This is a genomic window from Massilia sp. Masssp94, from assembly GCF_059491305.1.
Genome location: NZ_CP168501.1, coordinates 2,330,169 through 2,349,180, shown reverse-complemented (window position 1 = coordinate 2,349,180; position 19,012 = coordinate 2,330,169). Strand labels below are relative to the sequence as shown.

The window sequence follows — 19,012 nt, the reverse complement described above, 5'->3', positions numbered from 1 at the left end:
AAAGGACAGTGTTGGACGTCGGCTTCCTGTTGAGCAATCTTCATGCCATTTTGCAATGCAAACGCTTTGCCTTTTAGAAACAACAACTTGAACGAACAGTGTTCCAAGCGAGCAATTCAACTGTAAAGACTTCCGACAGTTTCAGAACAACTCGTTGCGCACGGCGTCGCGCGACTTCTGCTCGGCCGCCGGGGCCACCGGCCCCACGTCCAGCGACTGCACGCCCGTGCCTGGCGGATTCTCGGCGTAATAGTACTCGTCGCCGTACTGCACGAGCCCCGGCGGCACCGGACGCTCGACCACCGGCTCGGACTTGAGCGCCTTCTGCATGAAGCCGATCCAGATCGGCAGCGCCAGGCCGCCGCCCGTTTCCCTGTTGCCCAGGTTGCGCGGCTGGTCGTAGCCGATCCACGCGATGCCCACCAGGTGCGGCTGGTAGCCGGCGAACCACGCGTCGATCGAATCGTTCGTCGTCCCCGTCTTGCCCGCGATGTCCGTGCGCTTCAGCACCTGCGATGCCTTCGCCGCCGTGCCGTAGCGGGCCACGTCCTTCAGCATGCTGTCCATCAGCCACGCATTGCGCTCGTCGATGACGCGGTTGGCGTCGACGCCGGCCCGGTCCGGACGCGCTTCCGACAACACCTTGCCGTCGGCATCCGTCACCTTGGAGATGATGTAGGGGCTGATGCGGTAGCCGCCGTTGGCGAACACGGAATAAGCGCCGGCCATCTGCAGCGGCGTCGTCGCACCCGCGCCCAGCGCGAGCGTCAGGTACGGCGGGTTCTTGTCCGGATCGAAGCCGAAGCGCGTCGCGTATTCCTGGCCGTAGCGGGCGCCGATCTTGTTCAGGATGCGGATCGAGATCATGTTCTTCGACTTGGTCAGGCCGCGCCGCATCGTCATCGGGCCTTCGTACTTGTTGTCGTAGTTCTTCGGTTCCCACGCCTGGCCGCCCGTCGCACCCGCGTCGAACGAGATCGGCGCATCGTTGATCAGGGTAGCGGGCGAGAAGCCGCGCTCCAGCGACGCCGAATAGATGAACGGCTTGAACGACGATCCCGGCTGGCGCCACGCCTGCGTCACGTGGTTGAACTTGCTGCGGTTGAAGTCGAAGCCGCCCACCAGCGCGCGGATCGCGCCGTCGTCCGGGCTCACCGCGATGAAGGCGGATTCCACTTCCGGCATCTGCGTGATGCGCCATGACGAATCGTCGTCCTGCATGACGCGGATGACGGCGCCGCGGCGCAGGCGCCGGGTCTCGGCCGCCTTCGGTGACAGCCAGTCCCGGGCGAACGCCAGGCCGGCACCCGTCATCGTGATGTCCTCGCCGGACGCCAGCACCGCCTTCACCTGCGTGGGCGACGCCGCCATCACGACTGCCGCGACGATGCCGTCCGAATCCGGATGCTCGGCCAGCTCCGCCTCGATCGCTTCGTCGGCTTCGCCCTTGGCGGACGGGATCTCGATGTATTTTTCCGGGCCGCGGTACGGGTGGCGGCGCTCGTAGTCCATCACGCCGCGGCGCAGCGCGAGGTAGGCGGCGTCCTGGTCGGCCTTGGTGATCGTCGTGAACACGTTCAGGCCGCGCGTATAGGTGTCTTCCTTGAACTGCTCGTACACGAGCTGGCGCGCCATCTCGGCCACGTATTCCGCATGCACGCCGAACGCCGTGCTGTCCATCTTGATCTTGAGTTCCTCGTTCTTCGCCTGTTCGTACTGGGCGTCGGTGATGTAGCGCAGGTCGTGCATGCGCTGCAGGATGTACTGCTGGCGCACGCGCGCGCGCTTCGGATTGACGACCGGGTTGTACGCGGACGGCGCCTTCGGCAGGCCGGCCAGCATCGCCGCTTCCGCGACCGAGATGTCTTTCAGATCCTTGCCGAAGTAGATCTGCGCGGCCGACGAGAAGCCGAACGCGCGCTGGCCCAGGTAGATCTGGTTCATGTAAACCTCGAGGATCTGGTCCTTGGTGAGGTTCTTTTCGATCTTGTACGCGAGCAGGGCCTCGTACGCCTTGCGCTTGAGGGTCTGCTCGGACGACAGGAAGAAGTTGCGGGCCACCTGCTGCGTGATGGTGGACGCGCCCTGGCGCGCGCCGCCGGTGGCGTTGTGGATGGCCGCGCGCAGGATGCCCCAGTAGTCCACGCCGCCGTGTTCGTAGAAACGGTCGTCCTCGATGGACAGCACGGCCTTCTTCATCACGTCCGGGATGTCCTTGAAGTGGACGAGGGTGCGGCGCTCCTCGCCGAATTCGCCGATCAGGACGTTATCGGCCGTGAAGATCCGCAGCGGCATCTTGGGCCGGTAGTCGGTCAGGGTGTCGAGGGCGGGCAGGTTCGGGTACGCCATCGCCAGCGCGAACACGACCACGAGCACCCCGCAGACGGCCAGACCGGCCAGCGTGGCGAGGATGGTCAGGAGGATGCGCTTGGGTGTGTGCTTCGGCGAAGGAGACTGCGGCGCGGGGCTGGCCCCGTTTTGGGATGCTTTCATGCGTAATGTCGGTCGCTTTATTGATCCATTTCATTATAAGTCACGCTTGTATCTGAGGCACGGCTAGACAAGCGGACAATAGGTGTGAAAACAGAGGCAAGATTGATTGATATCAGAGTGAAAGGAGTGTCGTTTTCATGCTGCGCACTATTATGTTCCCGTGTAGAAATTTCTTGTCCTCATAGATCAGTATTGCTACGATTCAATACGGTGCCTGATATATATGCACTGTATTTCTACCATTTCAACAGTTCCCCAAGCGGGCGTTCAAAGAAGCAGCAGATAGGGGAGTGCGCTCGTGATCAGTCTAGGTTCCTTGTTCGGACAAAAGAGCCCGCCGCTCGTCGGGCTCGACATCAGTACGTCCGGCGTGCGCCTGGTCGAGTTGTCCGACGGCGGCAAGGGTGAGTTGCGGCTGGAGCGCCATGCGGCGGAACCGCTGCCGCGCGGCGCCGTCGTCGACGGCAACATCGAGAACATCGACGCGGTGTCGGACGCCGTGCGCCGCGTCGTGCAGAAGAGCGGCACCCGCATCAAGCACGTGGCGCTCGGCATGCCGCCGGCCGCCGTCATCACCAAGAAGATCATCCTGCCGGCCGGCCTGCCGGAAGACCAGCTCGAAGTGCAGGTCGAGTCCGAGGCCAGCCAGTACATCCCGTTCGCGCTGGACGAGGTCAGCCTCGACTTCGACGTGATCGGCCCCGTCGCCAGTTCGCCCGAGGACATGGAAGTGATGCTGGCCGCCGCGCGCCGCGAAAAGGTCGAGGACCGCGTGGCCATCGCCGAAGCGGCCGGGCTCACGGCCACCGTGATGGACATCGAATCGTACGCCGCCCGCGCCGCGCTGCAGCGCCTCCTCGACAACGACAACGGTCCGCGCGACCGCATCGTCGCGCTGTTCCAGATCGGCGCCAACGCGACCCACGTCTCCGTGCTGCAGAACGGCGACACCGTCTACGAGCGCGAGCAGCCGTTCGGCGGCGTGCAGCTCACGCAGGACGTCGTGCGCGCCTACGGCCTGTCGTTCGAGGAAGCGGAAACGCGCAAGAAGACGGGCGACCTGCCGGACAACTACCGCGCCGACCTGCTGGCGCCCTGGCTCGAAAACGCCGCGCTGGAAGTCACGCGCGCGATCCAGTTCTTCTACACGTCGACGCCGTACACGCGCATCGACCAGATCGTCCTCGCCGGCGGCAGCGCCCAGTTGCCCGGCCTGCCCGACATCATCGCGGGCCGCACGCGCATCGCGACCTCCGTCGTGGCGCCGTTCGCCGGCATGCAGCTGGCTCCCGCCGTGCGCGAGCAGCAGCTGCGCACGGACGGTCCCGGCTATCTCGTCGCCTGCGGCCTGGCACTGCGGAGGTTCGGCTGATGATCCGCATTAACCTGCTTCCGCACCGGGAAGCGAAGCGCAAGCAGAAACAGGCCGCGTTCATCGCGTTGATGGCGCTGGGCGGCCTGGTCGGCGTCGCGCTCGTGCTGCTCGTCGGCGCGTACAACGCCAGCCGCATCGCCACGCAGAACGAACGCAACCTGGTGCTCAAGAACGCCAACGCGGAACTGGACAAGAAGATCGGCAAGATCGCCAGCCTGAAGGCCGAGATCGAGGCGCTGAAGGCGCGCCAGCAGGCCGTCGAGGACTTGCAGGGCGACCGCAACCAGCCCGTCTACCTGCTCGACGAACTGGTGCGCCAGACGCCGGACGGCGTGTACCTGAAAAGCTTCAAGCAGGACGGCCAGCGCGTGCTGCTGAACGGCTATGCGCAGTCGCAGGAGCGCGTGGCGGAGCTGCTGCGCAACCTGTCCGGCAGCTCGCCGTGGCTGGAGCGCCCGGACCTGACCGAGGTGCGCGCGGCCACGCTCGCGCAGAGCAAGACCGGCCGCAAGGTCGTCGAATTCACGTTGAACGTCGCGATCAAGCGCGCCCGCGCCGAGGACGACGACAAGGATGCCAAGCCGTCCACGACAAAATCGGGTAACAGCGCGGGCACCAAGTCATGAACATCGATCTGAAACAGTCTTTCGCCGACCTGGCCGCCCAGTTCGAGGGCCTGCAGGGACGCCATCCCGGCCTGTGGCCGCTGGCGCCGCGCCTGTTGTGCGCGGCTGGCGTGATGGCGGCCGTCCTCGGCCTCGGCTACTTCTTTTACTGGAGCGGCCAGTTCGAGGAGCAGGCCGCTCTGGCCACGCAGGAACTCAAGCTGCGCGACGACTACAAGGTCAAGATGGCGCAGGCGATCAACCTGGACGCGCTGGAAGCCCAGCAGCGGCAGGTGAACCGCTACGTCGAGCGCCTGGAAAAGCAGTTGCCGAGCAAGGCCGAGATGGCCGCGCTGCTGTCCGACATCAACCAGGCCGGCATCGGCCGCGGCCTGCAGTTCGAACTGTTCAAGCCGGGCCAGGTCGTCGTCAAGGATTACTACGCCGAGCTGCCGATCGACATCAAGGTCACGGGCCACTACCACGACATCGGCGAATTCGCGGCCGACATGGCCAGGATGCCCCGCATCGTCACCCTGAACAACCTGGCGCTCACCGCCGGCAAGGACGGCACGCTGTCGCTGGACGCGATCGCCAAGACCTTCCGCTACCTCGACCAGGACGAACTGGATGCGCAGGCCAAGGCCCGCAAGGCGAAGAAGACCGCCAAGAAGGGGAAGGCATGAGCCCGCGCATCGCGATCGGCGCCCTGATGGCGACCCTGCTGCTGGCCGGCTGCGGCGATTCCGACGTGCGCGAAGTGCGCGACTGGATGGAACAGGTCAAGCGCGACACGCGCCCGGCCGTGAAGCCGCTGCCCGAGCCGAAGGATTTCCTGCCTTACGCGTACGGCGCGAAGGATGCCGTCGACCCGTTCGATGCGAACAAGCTGCTGGGCGAACTGGCCCGCACGGCCGCGACGTCGAACAACCCGAACCAGCCGGACCTGCAGCGCCCGCGCGAGCAGCTGGAGACCTTCCCGCTCGACACCATGCAGATGGTCGGCACGATGGAAAAGGGCGGCACGCGCTTCGCGCTGCTGCAGATCGAACGCGCGCTGTACCAGGTGAAGGCCGGCCAGCGCATCGGCCAGAACTTCGGCGTCGTGACGCACGTAGGCGAGGACGCCGTGGACATCCGCGAAGTGGTGCAGGACGCCGCCGGAGAATGGACGCAACGCATGACGAAGCTGGAGCTGCAAATCAAGGAGAACCGTAAATGACCCGATTCCTTTCCGCCGCGGGCGGCATGCTGCTGGCGCTCGCCACGGTGTGCGCCTGGGCCCAGGACAACGCGATCGAGTCGATCAGCGCCAACCAGCAGGGCGGCAACGTCGTCATTCGCGTGGGCATGAAGGCGCCGCCAAAGCAGCTGCCGATCGGCTTTTCGATCACCAACCCGGCCCGCATCGCGCTCGATTTCGGCGCCACCGCCAACGCCACCGGCAAGAACGTCCAGGACATCAACCTGGGCGACGTGCGCGGCGTGAACGTCGTGCAGGCGGGCGAGCGCACGCGCCTCGTGCTGAACCTCAAGCGCGTGCTGAACTACGCGACCGCCGTCGACGGCAAGGATGTCATCGTCACCGTCGAAGGCTCGGGCGCCCCTGCGCGCGCCATCGACGCCGCCGGCGCGCCGGCCCGCGCGGCGAGCGCAGCCCCGGCCAGCCTGCCGCTGCTGCGCGACCTCGATTTCCGCCGCGGCACCCATGGCGAAGGCCGCATCGTCGTCGACCTGCCGAACGGCCAGGTCGCCGTCGACGTGCGCCAGGTCGGTTCGCAGATCCTCGTCGATTTCATGAAAACCGGCGTGCCGCCGACCTTGCGCCGGCGCCTGGACGTGACCGACTTCGGCACGCCCGTGACGCGCATCACGACGACGACCAAGGGCGAGAACACGCACATGGTCGTCGAAGCGCACGGCAACTGGGAGCAGAGCGTCTACCAGAGCGACACGCAGCTCGTCATCGACGTCAAGCCCGTCAAGGAAGATCCGAACCGGCCGGCCGGCGGCGCAGGCGGCGTGGGCTACCGCGGCGAGAAGGTCTCGTTCAACTTCCAGAACATCGAAGTGCGCCAGGCGCTGCAGGCGATCGCCGACCTGTCCGGCCTGAACATCATCACGAGCGATTCCGTCACCGGCAACCTCACGCTGCACCTGAAGGACGTGCCGTGGGACCAAGGCCTTGACGTGATCCTGCAGGCCAAGGGCCTCGACATGCGCAAGAACGGCAACGTGCTGTGGATCGCGCCGAAGGAAGAACTGCTGACCAAGGAAAAACTGGAGCTCGAGCAGAAGGCCCAGATCTCCGACCTGGAACCGCTGCGCTCCGAGATCTTCCAGCTGAACTACCAGAAGGCCGAGTCGTTCCGCACCGTGTTCGGCCTCGACCAGAACGGCGGCGCCAGCGGCGACGGCGGCGGCAAGAACCGCGTGCTGTCCAAGCGCGGCAGCGCCATCATCGACCCGCGCACGAACCAGCTGTTCGTCACGGACATCGCATCGAAGATCGAAGACATCCGCAAACTGATCCAGAAGACCGACATCGCCACCAGGCAGGTGCTCGTCGAGGCGCGCCTCGTGGAAGCGAACGACGGTTTCTCGCGCAACCTCGGCGCCAAGCTCGGTTTTGCCGACCTGCGCACCTTGCGCGGCGGCGACACGGGCTACCAGGTTAGCGGCAACCAGCGCGTGGCCATCGGCGGCAACCTGACGGGCGTGGGCCAGGTCACGGGCCAGACGCCGGACAAGGGCGACGGCTACACCAACTCCACGCTCGTGAACCTGCCGGCGGCCGGCATCAACGGCACGAATGCGCCGTCGATCGCATTCTCCCTGTTCTCGTCGGCGGCGAACCGCTTCCTCAACCTGGAACTGTCCGCGCTGGAAGCGGACGGCAAGGGCAAGATCATCTCCAGCCCGCGCGTGGTCACCGAGGACAACGTCCCGGCCATCATCGAGCAGGGCGTCGAGCTGCCGTACCAGCAGGCCACGAGCAGCGGCGCCACGTCGGTCACGTTCAAGAAAGCGAACCTGAAGCTGGAAGTCACGCCGCAGATCACCCCGGACGGCAACGTCGTGCTGGACGTGGACGTGGCCAAGGATTCGAAGGGCGAGGCGACCGCGTCGGGCTTCGCCATCAACACGCAGCACGTGAAGACCAAGGTGATGGTCGAGAACGGCGGCACGGTGGTCCTGGGCGGCATCTACCAGATGACCGAGACCCGCAACGACAACAAGGTGCCGCTGTTCGGCGACATCCCGGTCGTGGGCAATCTGTTCAAGTCGACGTCGCGCCAGAACACCAAGACCGAGCTGCTCGTCTTCATCACGCCGAAGATCGTGGCCGAGCGCCTGCAGAACGGTCATTGACGGAATCATCAACAAGAACCCACACATGAACGACTTCAAGAACGACTCCACGGCGCGCCACGGCGTGCGCGTGGCCGGCCTGCTGATGGCCATGGTGCTGACCGCATGCGGCGGCGGCGGCGGCAATCCGGGCGCCGTGAGCGGCGGGACCGGCTCCGGTTCCGGCAGCACGGGGACCGGTACCGGATCCACGGTGACGGCGGAGCCAACGATTGCGGTGGCATTCAGTGGCGGTGGCATGCTTACTGCCGGCACGCCGTTGACCGCCACAGCAACCGTCCTGGATAAGAATGGAAAGCCGATCGCTGACAAGGTCGTGACCTTCGTCACCGACGGCACCTTGGCCACCTTCAAACCGACGAGCGGTACCGTTCGCACCGACGTCAACGGCGTGGCTACAATCAGCATGTACGCGGCCAGTTTGTCCGCCGAGGGCGCTGGTTACGTGAGTGTCGCTACGGAGGTGGATGGGGCTACAGTGACCGGCAAAACAGCTTACACGGTCGGTGCCACGGCGTTGACGTTCGGCACCCTGTCCGCCAGCCCGGCCAGCATCCAGGCCTACGGTTCGACCGTGCTGTCGGTCGACGTGCTGAATGGTTCCAGCAAGTACACGGACCAGCAGGTCAACGTCAGTTTCAGCTCCGCGTGCGTCACGGCCGGCAAGGCAACGCTGGCCGCGACCGTGCCGACCAATAACGGCACCGTGCAGACGGTCTACCGCGACAAGGGCTGCGCCAACAACGACATCATCACCGTGACGGCCGCCGGCATCGCCAAGTCGGCGTCGGCCACGCTGGCGATCGCGCCGCCGGCCGCCGCGTCGGTGCAGTTCGTGGGCGCCACGCCGACCACGCAATCGATCGTCGTGCGCGGCAACGGCGGCAACGGCCGCACCGAAACCGCGATCCTGACGTACAAGGTCGTCGACATCTTCGGCAATCCGCTGGCCGGCCAGCGCGTGGACTTCACGCCGGTGCCCGCGGGCGCCGACGTCGTCATCAACAAGGCCAGCGACACGACCGATGCCACCGGCAGCGTGGTCACGACGGTCAACTCGGGCGCGACCCCGACGTCGTTCCGCGTGCAGGCCACGCTGAAGGGCACCGGCACCAACGGCGGTCCGGACATTTCGACCCTGTCCGACTCGATCGTCGTGACGACCGGCCTGCCGGCGCAGCGCGGGTTCTCGCTGAGCTCGGGCTCGTTCAACGTCGAGGGCTGGAGCGTGGACAACCCGTCCGCCACGACCGTGCAGGTGATGGTGGCCGACGCCTTCGGCAACCCGGTCCCGGACGGCACGCCGGTCGTGTTCCAGACGAACATGGGGGCCATCGGCTCGTCCGACAAAGGCGGCTGCAACACCGTCAACGGCGTATGCTCGGTCGCGTTCCGCACCCAGGCGCCGCGCGTCGCGATCCCGGGCACGCCGGCCACGCCGTGCAACGCCGCCACCCCGGACGCGACCCGCCCCGGCCTGGCCACGATCTGCGCCAGCTCGACGGACGGCACGAATACCGTCTACACCCGGACCGCGATCTTCATGAGCGGCAGCGCCGTCAAATACGTCTACATGGACGCCAGCCCCACGCCGCTGGCGAGCGGCGAGATCGACCTGGGCACCCTGCCGTCCAGTGCGACCAAGAGCTTCCGGCTGCAGTTCAACGACGTGAACAACAACCCGATGCCGGCCAATTCCACGGTCGCGATCACGGGTATGCTCGGCGGCAACGCCGCGCCGGTGGTGCCCGCCACGGTGCCGAACGTCGCGCCGCACACGAACAGCGCCGTCGACGATCCGACCGGCCTGACGGTGGGCAGCATCCCGCAGGGCTATACGCATTTGTTCAGCGTCGGCAGCACGAGCCCGACCAATTGCACGGGACCGTCCACGGCCAAGTTCAACGTCACGGTCACGACGCCCGCTGGCTCCGTAACCAGTATTCCGTTTAAACTGTCGTTCACCTGCCCATAAGTTTTCTTAAGGGATGCCCAATTGCAACAAAGCGGCCAGGGGTTACCTGGCCGTTTTTATTTGAACGCGTACACGTGTCTGACTGTAAGAACAACAACATCTTCCTCGTCGGCCTGATGGGGGCCGGCAAGACCACCATCGGCCGCCTGCTGGCGCGGCGCCTGGACATGACCTTCATCGATTCCGACCACGAGATCGAGGCGCGTACGGGCGCCACGATTCCGTGGATCTTCGAGATCGAGGGCGAGGCCAGCTTCCGCCGCCGCGAAGCCGACGTGATCCGCGAACTCACCGCGCAGAACGGCATCGTGCTGGCGACCGGCGGCGGCGCCGTGCTGAACCCGGCCAGCCGCGCGCTGCTGGCGGAGCGGGGCACCGTGATCTACCTGCGCGCGAGCGTCTCCAGCATCCTCGCGCGCACGGCGCACGACAAGAACCGCCCGCTGCTGCAGACGGCCGACCCGCGCAGGAAGCTGGAAGACCTGACCGCGCAGCGCGAGCCGCTGTACCGCGAGATCGCCGACATGGTCATCGACACGGGCCGACCTAACGTACAATCGATGGTTCAGACAATCCTGGACCAGCTCGACGCGGACAACGCCGCGCGCGAGCAGGCCAACGCAAAGACGACAATGAACGAACAGGCATGCATCTCTCTTAACGTCGAGCTGGGCGACCGCAGCTATCCGATCGCGATCGGACGCGGCCTGCTGGACGATTCTTCTTTACTCAACCGTCACATCGGCGGCAGCGGCAAGGTGGCCATCGTCACCAACACCACCGTCGCCCCGCTGTACCTGGACAAGGTCGCGGGCCCGCTCCGGGCGGCCGGCCGCGAGGTCGTGCCCATCATCCTGCGCGACGGCGAAGAGTTCAAGAACTGGGAGAGCCTGAACGAGGTGTTCGACGCGCTGCTGGCCAACAAGTGCGACCGCAAGACGACCCTCGTGGCGCTGGGCGGCGGCGTGATCGGCGACATGACCGGTTTCGCGGCCGCGACCTACATGCGCGGCGTGCCGTTCGTGCAGATCCCGACCACCTTGCTCGCGCAGGTCGATTCCTCGGTCGGCGGCAAGACGGGCATCAACCACCCGCTGGGCAAGAACATGATCGGCGCGTTCTATCAACCGCGCGCCGTGATCGCCGACACCGCCACGCTCGACACCCTGCCGGACCGCGAGCTGTCGGCCGGCCTGGCGGAAGTCATCAAGCACGGCGCCATCCTCGACGCCCCGTTCTTCGACTGGATCGAGGCGAACATCGAGAAACTGGTGGCGCGCGACCACGCGGCGCTCGCGCACGCGATCGCGCGCTCGTGCGAGATCAAGGCCGACGTCGTCGCCCGCGACGAGCGCGAAGGCGGCCTGCGCGCGGTGCTGAACTTCGGCCACACGTTCGGCCACGCCATCGAGGCGGGCCTGGGCTATGGCGCGTGGCTGCACGGCGAGGCCGTCGGCTGCGGCATGGTGATGGCGGCCGACCTGTCGCGCCGTTTGAACCTCATCGACGACGCCGCGCTCGAGCGCGTGCGCGCGCTCGTGAAGGCGGCCGGGCTGCCGGTCGTCGCGCCGGACCTGGGCATCGAGCGCTGGATCGAGCTGATGGAAGTCGACAAGAAGAACGAGGGCGGCGCCATCAAGTTCATCCTGCTGAAACCGCTGGGCAGCCCGAGCATCACGAATGCGCCGCGCGAACTGCTCGACGCCACGCTGAAGGCCTTGGTTGGAACACCATCGTCATGATTGACTTCGACGCCCACCTGGCTCCCTACGCGGCGCAGTCGTCGAAGAGCCGTGGGCGTCGTCATCCGGAACCGTCGCCTGGCTCGCGCAGCGAATTCCAGCGCGACCGCGACCGCATCATCCACTCGACCGCGTTCCGCCGGCTCGAGTATAAAACCCAGGTCTTCCTGAATCACGAGGGAGATTTATTCCGCACCCGCCTCACGCACTCGATCGAAGTCGCGCAGATCGGGCGCACGCTGGCGCGTAGCCTGCGCCTGAACGAAGACCTCGTCGAAGCGACCGCGCTCGCGCACGACCTCGGGCACACGCCCTTCGGCCACGTCGGCCAGGACGTGCTGAACGACTGCATGAAGGACTACGGCGGCTTCGAGCACAACCTGCAAAGCCTGCGCGTCGTCGACCATCTCGAGGAACACTACGGCGCCTTCGACGGCCTGAACCTCACGTTCGAGACGCGCGAAGGCATCCTGAAGCACTGCTCGCTGACGAACGCGCGCCAGCTGGGAGACCTCGGCCAGCGCTTCATCGACAGGACGCAACCGAGCCTGGAAGCGCAGCTGACGAACCTGGCCGACGAAATCGCGTACAACAACCACGACATCGACGACGGCCTGCGTTCGGGCCTGCTGACGATGAAGCAGATGGAAGAGGTGGATTTGTTCGCGCGCCTGCACCGCGAGGTCGTGCGGCAGTACCCGGGCCTGCAGGGCCGGCGCGAGCTGTACGAGACGATCCGTTTGATGATCACGGCGATGACGGCCGACCTGGCCGCGACGTCGGCCGAGCTGCTGGCGGACGCTTCGCCGCAGAGCATCGAGGACGTGCGTGCCGGTCCGCCTTTGATCCGCTTCTCCCGGAAGATGCGCGAGGAGACGACGGCACTGAAGCGCTTCCTGCACGCGAACCTGTACCGCCACTACCAGGTGAACCGCATGCGCGTGAAGGCGAGCCGCATCGTGCACGAGCTGTTCGACGCCTTCATGACCGATCCCGTGCTGCTGCCGCCGGACTACCAGGTGGCGCTTGGGGACACGGTGAAGCAGGCGCGCAAGATCGCGGATTACATCGCCGGGATGACGGATCGGTATGCGATCAAGGAACACCGGCGCATTTATTCGCTCGATACGTTCTGACGCTCACTCGCCGCGCGCGAACACGCGCAGCCGGTGTCCATCCGGATCGGCCGCGCTGAACGTGTAGCCGAAATCCACCTTGGCCGGGGCCTGCAGGATACGCAGGCCGGCCTCGCGCCACTTGCCGTGCAGCGCATCGACTTGCGCGTCGTCGGGCACGCGGAACGCGAGCTCGCTGCCGCAGCCGTGGAAGTCGGCGGCCGGCACCGCATCGGACTTCGCCCACAGGCCCAGCATGCGGCCATTCTCCAGCGGGAACAGCACGAACGTGGGCGAGCTCTCGACGTGCTGCGCGTCCAGCAGCTTGCCATACAGGCGTGCGCTGGCGTGCGGATCGGCGACGTAGAGGATGGTATAGGTCGGGGTCAGCATGGTGTTCTCCTTCGTTGGTTGACAGTGCGGCCAGTCTAGGCCGGACCACTGTCAATTCCTGTCAGGAGACCAATGCCCCCGAATTTGACCCCGAATTTGGTTAGGAGAACAGCGATGGGGCCGCCAGTTGGCCCAGCAGCTTCTTGATCGGCGCCGGCAGCGGTGCGTCCGTGATGGTCGCCAGGTTCCACCACACGTGGCCCGGCGGCGTCTCGCCGCGCGTCTGAAGGCCGATCCGGTAGGGCTGGATGTGCAGGCGGTAGTGCGTGAAGCCGTGTACCAGCGGCAGCAGCGGTTCCACCTCGGCCACCGTGCCGAACTCGCCGGCGGCGCCGGCCAGCGTCGTCGGCGATACGTCGTCCGCCTCGTCCAGCGCCACGTGGCCATCGTATTCCGGCAGAGACAGCAGGCCGCCCCAGATGCCGGAATCCGGCCGCTGCTGCAGGAGCACCTGGCCGTTGTCGACGACGGCCAGCATTAGCGCGCGCCGCTCCGGCGTCGCCTTCTTCGGCTTCGGCACGGGCAGCACCGAGGTGCGGTCGGTCGCGAATGCCACGCAGCGGTCGCGCAGCGGGCAGCGGTCGCAGTCCGGTTTGCCGCGCGTGCACAGCGTCGCGCCCAGGTCCATCAGGCCCTGCGTGTACGCCTCGATGCCGTCGCCTTCCGGCAGCAGCGCGTCGGCGCGGCGCCACAGCGCGTCTTCCACCGGCTTGATGCCCGGGTATTCGTCGATGCCGAACACGCGCGCGAACACGCGCTTGACGTTGCCATCCAAAATCGCGGCGCGCGCGCCGGCGGAAAACGCGGCGATGGCGGCAGCCGTCGAGCGGCCGATGCCGGGCAGGTCGGCCAGCAGCGCCGGGTCGCTCGGGAACACGCCGCCGTAGTCGGCAACGACGCGCCTGGCGCACGCGTGCAGGTTGCGCGCCCGCGTGTAGTAACCGAGGCCGCTCCAGTGCGCCATCACGTCTTCCGCCGGCGCGGCGGCGAGGTCGTGCACGGTCGGGAAGCGCTCGAGGAAGCGCGCGTAATAGGCCAGCACCGCCGTCACCTGCGTCTGCTGCAGCATGATCTCGGAGAGCCAGATGCGGTAGGCGTCGCGCGTGTTCTGCCAGGGCAGGGCGTGGCGGCCGTGGGCACGCTGCCAGTCGATGACGGCGCGCGAGAAGCTGGGGTCGGACAGGATTTCGGTGTCGGTGCTGCGTTTCATCTATCAAGCTGCTCGCAATTCGGGCAGGTCGGCGCGCAAGGCGTCAGCGACGCCGCCGGATAAATTCACCAGCCGCGCCTTGACCTGCTCCAGGTCGTGTTGGGCCGCCTCGAAGGCGGCGATTTTCTGTTCCAGGCTGTCGGTGGCTTCCAGGATGCGCTGGATCGATGCCTGGCGGTGCCGCAGCTGGTCGCGGTGCTGGCGGATCTGCGCTTCGAGCGGCGCCATGACCACCTTCAGCCACGCCTCGGCATCGCCGTTCGCTTCGCGGAACGCGAATTTGATGCGCGACGCGATCGTGTCGAAGAAGCGTTCGAGGAGGGTGCCGCGGCTCGTGATGAGCAGGGTCGCCGTGCCGAACTGCTTCACGTAGATCGCTTCGATGGCGTCGATCTCGCGGCGGTAGCGTTCCAGCGACAGCGCGGCCGGCAGCGCCAGCGCGAGTCCGTGCTCGGTGGAGAAGCGCCGCACCATCGTCTCCATCATCGCCGCGATCTCGGCGATTTTTGCTTCCGCCGCAGCCAGGCATGCGCGCGCCTGGTCGAAGAAGGTCCGCACCGGCGCGCGCATGCCCGTCGAAAAGCGCGCGGCTTCCATCGCGGCGCGCACGGCGTCGACATGGTCCTGCACGACGTCCATGCCGATGATGGAGTAGAGCTCCGTCGACAAGGTCGTGAACACGGCGCGCGTGCCCTGCAGCTTGAACAGGCTGGCGTCGAATTCCTTCTTTTCCATCTCGACGCGGCGCACCATGTGCGCGATCACGCCCTGGTTCTTGCCGCGCAGGCTTTGCAGTTCCTGCAGCTGCTCGACGAGGTCGCGCCCGCGCGCGGCCAGCAGCGCGGACTGGGCGCCCGTCAACGTCGCGAGATCCTCCTGCAGCTGGCGGCGCAGGATGTCCTGGCGCGCCGGGATCAGTTCATGGAACAGCGCCGATTCCAGCGCGCCCATGCGGCTCTTTTCGAACAGGGCGTAATCGCCCGTGATCTTGCCGACGAGGGCCTTTTGCGCGGAAACCGGGAACACCTGCGCATCCGCCACGCCCAGCAGGCGCGCGGCGTCGTGCTGCTGGCGCGCGATGGCGGCGTCGTTGTCGTGCGGCCTGCGCAACTCGTCCCACAATGCGTCGATCTTGTTCAGCACGACGATGCGTCCCGGCCCGGCGTTGATATGGGTGCGCCAGACGTCGATGTCGCTCTTCGTGACGCCCGTCTCGGCGGCCAGGATGAACAGCACGGCGTGCGCGTTCGGGATCAGGTTCAGCGTCAGCTCCGGCTCCGTGCCGATCGCATTCAGGCCCGGCGTGTCGAGGATCACGAGGCCCTGCTGGAGCAGCGGATGCGGCACATTGATCAGCGCATGGCGCCAGCGCGGGATCTCCACGAGGCCGTCCGCGCCGAGCGTCGCCGCGAGGTCGGGATCGTCGGGATCGTACAGGCCGTAGCGCTGCGCTTCGTCCGGCGCGACACGGCGCGTGAGGCTCACCTGCAGGAAGGTCTCGTGCATGCGCTCCGGCGCGGACAGGTCCAGCGGCAGCACGGTCCACGCATCCGGGACGTCGCGATAGTCGCCCGTCGCGAGGCGTTCGGCGCGCGTCTCGATCGGGAGCAGGCGGATGCAGGGGACGAGCGCCGGCTCCCAGGCGAATTCGGTCGGGCACATCGTCGTGCGGCCGGGGCTCGACGGCACGATGCGCTGGCCGTAGTCCGCAAAGAAGATGGCGTTGATCAGTTCGGATTTACCGCGCGAGAATTCGGCCACGAACGCGACCGACAGGCGGTCGTCGCGCAGCCGTGCGAGCGCACGCGCGACGCGCTGTTCCGCCGCCCCGTCCAGCAGCTCGGCCCCCTGGGCCCAGCCGCGATACGCTTCCAGCGCCTGGGCGACCTGCGTGCGCCAGTGCGCGTACTGTTGCAAATCCTGCATATAGGTGTCCCGCGTGTCCCGTGCCTCGTCGATGACCTTACCGCTGGCAGACCGCGCAGTAGAACGTGGACCGCTGGCCCTGCTTGATCTGGCGGACCGGCGTGCCACAGTTGCGGCAAGGAACTCCTGCACGATCATAGACGAAATATGTCTGCTGGAAATAGCCCGATTGACCATTTACGGCAATAAAGTCACGCAGCGTGCTGCCACCTTGCACGATGGCGGCGGCGAGGATGTCGCGGATCGCTTCGGCGAGCTTGTCGTAGCGGGCGCGGCTGATCTTGCCGGCGGCCGTCTTCGGGTTGATGCCGGCGCGGAACAGGCTCTCGCACGCATAGATATTGCCGACCCCGACGACGATGTCGCCCGCGAGCAGCACCTGCTTGATCGGGGCGCTGCGGTTTCTCGTCGCCTGGTGGAGCAGGGCACCGGAGAACTTGTCTTCGAGCGGTTCCACGCCCAGGCCGCGCAGCAGCACGTGCTGTTCCAGCTCGCCGTCGTCGTGGCCGTGCCAGAGGACGGCACCGAAGCGGCGCGGATCGTGCAGGCGCAGCACCCGCCGGCCTTCCGGGCCGCGCACGACGAGGTCGAAGTGGTCGTGCTTTTTCAATTCGACCCCTTCCGGCAGCACGCGCAAATGACCGGACATGCCCAGGTGGACGATCAAGGTGCCATGTTCGAATGTCAGCAGCAGGTATTTGCCGCGCCGGCCCGTGCCGAGGATGCGGCGACCCGCGAGCAGCTCGCGCAGATTCGGGGGAAAGGGCCAGCGCAGGCCTTCGCGGCGCAACAGGACGTCTTCGACGATGCGGTCTTCCAGGTGAGGCGCGACACCTCTCCTCGTCACTTCGACTTCTGGTAATTCAGGCATGAATGATTGACAACGTGAGAGGAATGTAAATTCGTGTTGCAGCGGCGCACGCGGGGCGGGTGCATGGCGTAGAATCGGACAATCTCGATGACGTGGGACTTGCCTTGAAAAACGCTTTCGCCATTGTAACCCTCTCCGCACTGCTGTCGGCCTGCGCTGTGGCTCCCAAGCAGCAGCAACCGGCCCAGGACCTGTCCGACCAGCCGCTCGCCGCCGCCGAAGCCCGGGACCATCCCGACCAGGCCAAGGAAGGCGAACAGGCCGAAAAACTTCCCAACGTCGAGATGACCCCGGCCATGATGAGTCAGCTCATGCAGGCCGAGATGGCCTACAAGAACGGGGACTGGCAGGGGCCGTACCTGACGATGATGAGCCTGGCCCAGCAGACGAAGGACCCGCGCCTGGCCAAGCGCGCCGCCGAGATGGCGCTGTCCGCCAAGCAGGCCGACGACGCGCTCGCCGCCGTGAAACTGTGGCGCCAGTACGCACCGGACTCCGAAGAGGCCAGCCAGTACTATCTGGGGTTGGTCATCCTCTCCGACAACCTCGGCGAGGCCGAAAATATTTTGAAACAGCGTCTGGCGGACGCGACCCCGGCCGCGCGCGGCCTCCTCATGTTCCAGATGCAGCAATTGCTGCTGCGTGCCAAGGACAAGGAAGCGGCCAGCGCCATGCTCGAGCGCCTCGTCGCGCCGTACGGCAACCTGATGGAAACGCACGTCGTGCTGGCCCAGGCCGCGCTGGCGCGCAACGACAAGGCGGCCGCCAGGCGCGAGGCGCAAACGGCCCTGCAACTGAAGCCCGATTCCGAGATCGCCGCGCTGACCGCGGCCCAGGTGAGCGAGGACGAAGGCGGCGCCATCAAGGTGCTGAAGGATTTCCTCGCCGCCCACCCGGAGGCGCGCGAAGTGCGTTCCGCGTATGCGCGCCTGCTCGTCAACGAAAAGCAGTACGAGGCCGCGCGCCAGGAATTCCTCACGCTGGATAAAGCCCAGCCCGACAATCCGGGCACCCTGTACGCGCTCGGCATCCTGTCGATGCAGATGAACGACCGCACGGCCGCGGAAAAATATTTCAGCCGCTTCGTGGACCTGATGGACAAGGCGCCGGAAGACGAGCGCGACCCGTCGAAGGCCGTGATGATCCTGTCGCAGATCGCCGAGGAACGGGGCGATTACAAGGCTGCGGCCGACTGGCTCGACCGGCTCGACACCGAGGATCCGAAGGTCCAGTTCGGCGCCGAGCTGCGCCGTGCCCAGCTGACCGCGAAGCAGGGCGACGTCGCCGGCGCGCGCAAGCTGCTGGGCACCCTGAAGACGGACGACAAGACGGAGCAGGCGCAGATCGTCCTCGTCGAAGCGCAAATCCTGCGCGACGCGGGCCAGGCCAAGGACGCGTTCAAGCTGATGGAGCAGGGCGTCAAGCGCTTCCCGGACAATACGGACTTCCTGTACGACTATGCCCTGATGGCCGAAAAGATGGGCAAGACGGCCGTGATGGAAAAGGCGCTGCGGAAAGTGATCGCCAAGTCGCCGGACAATATGCAGGCTTATAACGCGCTCGGCTATTCGCTGGCCGACCGCAACATCCGCCTGAAGGAAGCCTATCAACTGATCTCCAAGGCCCTGAAAATGGCGCCGGGCGACCCGTTCATCCTCGACAGCATGGGCTGGGTGAACTATCGCCTTGGCAAGCTGGACGAGGCCGAGGCCCACTTGCGCAAGGCCTATGAGGTGCGCAATGATCCGGAAATCGCCGTCCACCTGGGCGAAGTGTTGTGGAAGAAGGGCCAGAAGGACGATGCCCGCAAGCTATGGCGCGAGGCGCAGGCCAAGGATCCGAAGAATGACGCGTTGAAGAGCACACTGGCGCGCCTGCACCAGACTCTGTGAAATAATGACAATCGACGGACGCTGCGGCGTCCGTCGGTTCATT

14 protein-coding genes are annotated in these 19,012 nt (G+C 66.2%); 9 read left to right on the top strand and 5 right to left on the bottom strand.

All coding sequences use genetic code 11. From position 1 onward, the window contains the following. Positions 1-141: 141 nt before the first annotated feature. On the bottom strand, positions 142-2,493 hold the full coding sequence (locus ACEN9G_RS10320) for a penicillin-binding protein 1A (protein WP_413340191.1): 2,352 nt from the start codon (positions 2,491-2,493) through the stop codon (positions 142-144). 298 nt (positions 2,494-2,791) lie between these two features. Between ACEN9G_RS10320 and ACEN9G_RS10315 the strand changes: the two genes are divergently transcribed. The 8 genes from ACEN9G_RS10315 to ACEN9G_RS10280 all read left to right on the top strand — a co-directional run bounded on the left by ACEN9G_RS10315 (position 2,792) and on the right by ACEN9G_RS10280 (position 12,698). Continuing rightward, positions 2,792-3,865, top strand: a complete 1,074-nt coding sequence (locus ACEN9G_RS10315; protein ID WP_413340193.1) for a pilus assembly protein PilM — start codon at positions 2,792-2,794, stop codon at positions 3,863-3,865. Further along, positions 3,865-4,494, top strand: coding sequence for a PilN domain-containing protein (locus ACEN9G_RS10310; RefSeq protein ID WP_413340195.1), 630 nt, complete (start codon positions 3,865-3,867; stop codon positions 4,492-4,494). Before ACEN9G_RS10315 ends, ACEN9G_RS10310 begins: the two co-directional genes overlap by 1 nt. Next, positions 4,491-5,159: a type IV pilus inner membrane component PilO gene (locus ACEN9G_RS10305; RefSeq protein WP_413340196.1), complete on the top strand. Its 669-nt coding sequence runs from the start codon at positions 4,491-4,493 to the stop codon at positions 5,157-5,159. Before ACEN9G_RS10310 ends, ACEN9G_RS10305 begins: the two co-directional genes overlap by 4 nt. After that, complete coding sequence (locus tag ACEN9G_RS10300) at positions 5,156-5,695, top strand: pilus assembly protein PilP (RefSeq protein ID WP_413340198.1); 540 nt, start codon at positions 5,156-5,158, stop codon at positions 5,693-5,695. The genes ACEN9G_RS10305 and ACEN9G_RS10300 overlap by 4 nt, the downstream gene beginning before the upstream one ends. Continuing rightward, positions 5,692-7,845 carry a type IV pilus secretin PilQ gene (locus ACEN9G_RS10295; protein WP_483126623.1) on the top strand — a complete coding sequence of 718 codons (2,154 nt, stop codon included), beginning with the start codon at positions 5,692-5,694 and terminating at the stop codon, positions 7,843-7,845. Before ACEN9G_RS10300 ends, ACEN9G_RS10295 begins: the two co-directional genes overlap by 4 nt. 25 nt (positions 7,846-7,870) lie before the next feature. Next, entirely contained in the window at positions 7,871-9,820 is a 1,950-nt protein-coding gene (locus tag ACEN9G_RS10290) for a hypothetical protein (protein WP_413338985.1), read from the top strand. A gap of 116 nt (positions 9,821-9,936) precedes the next feature. Continuing rightward, on the top strand, positions 9,937-11,562 hold the full coding sequence (gene aroKB, locus ACEN9G_RS10285; RefSeq protein ID WP_495605554.1) for a bifunctional shikimate kinase/3-dehydroquinate synthase AroKB: 1,626 nt from the start codon (positions 9,937-9,939) through the stop codon (positions 11,560-11,562). After that, positions 11,559-12,698 (top strand): deoxyguanosinetriphosphate triphosphohydrolase, encoded by a 1,140-nt coding sequence (locus ACEN9G_RS10280; RefSeq protein WP_413338981.1) that lies wholly within the window; start codon positions 11,559-11,561, stop codon positions 12,696-12,698. The genes aroKB and ACEN9G_RS10280 overlap by 4 nt, the downstream gene beginning before the upstream one ends. A 3-nt stretch (positions 12,699-12,701) precedes the next feature. Here ACEN9G_RS10280 and ACEN9G_RS10275 read toward each other — a convergent pair whose 3' ends face one another. From ACEN9G_RS10275 to mutM, 4 genes are all read right to left on the bottom strand, one after another. Beyond that, complete coding sequence (locus tag ACEN9G_RS10275; RefSeq protein ID WP_413338979.1) at positions 12,702-13,070, bottom strand: VOC family protein; 369 nt, start codon at positions 13,068-13,070, stop codon at positions 12,702-12,704. 100 nt (positions 13,071-13,170) lie between these two features. Beyond that, entirely contained in the window at positions 13,171-14,280 is a 1,110-nt protein-coding gene (gene mutY, locus ACEN9G_RS10270; RefSeq protein WP_413338977.1) for an A/G-specific adenine glycosylase, read from the bottom strand. 3 nt (positions 14,281-14,283) lie between these two features. Beyond that, positions 14,284-16,206 carry a dynamin family protein gene (locus tag ACEN9G_RS10265; RefSeq protein ID WP_413338975.1) on the bottom strand — a complete coding sequence of 641 codons (1,923 nt, stop codon included), beginning with the start codon at positions 16,204-16,206 and terminating at the stop codon, positions 14,284-14,286. Positions 16,207-16,243: 37 nt separating this feature from the next. Then, positions 16,244-17,077, bottom strand: a complete 834-nt coding sequence (gene mutM / locus ACEN9G_RS10260; protein WP_413338974.1) for a bifunctional DNA-formamidopyrimidine glycosylase/DNA-(apurinic or apyrimidinic site) lyase — start codon at positions 17,075-17,077, stop codon at positions 16,244-16,246. 104 nt (positions 17,078-17,181) lie between these two features. Between mutM and ACEN9G_RS10255 the strand changes: the two genes are divergently transcribed. Continuing rightward, complete coding sequence (locus tag ACEN9G_RS10255; RefSeq protein WP_413338972.1) at positions 17,182-18,969, top strand: tetratricopeptide repeat protein; 1,788 nt, start codon at positions 17,182-17,184, stop codon at positions 18,967-18,969. The last annotated feature ends 43 nt before the right edge of the window (positions 18,970-19,012 follow it).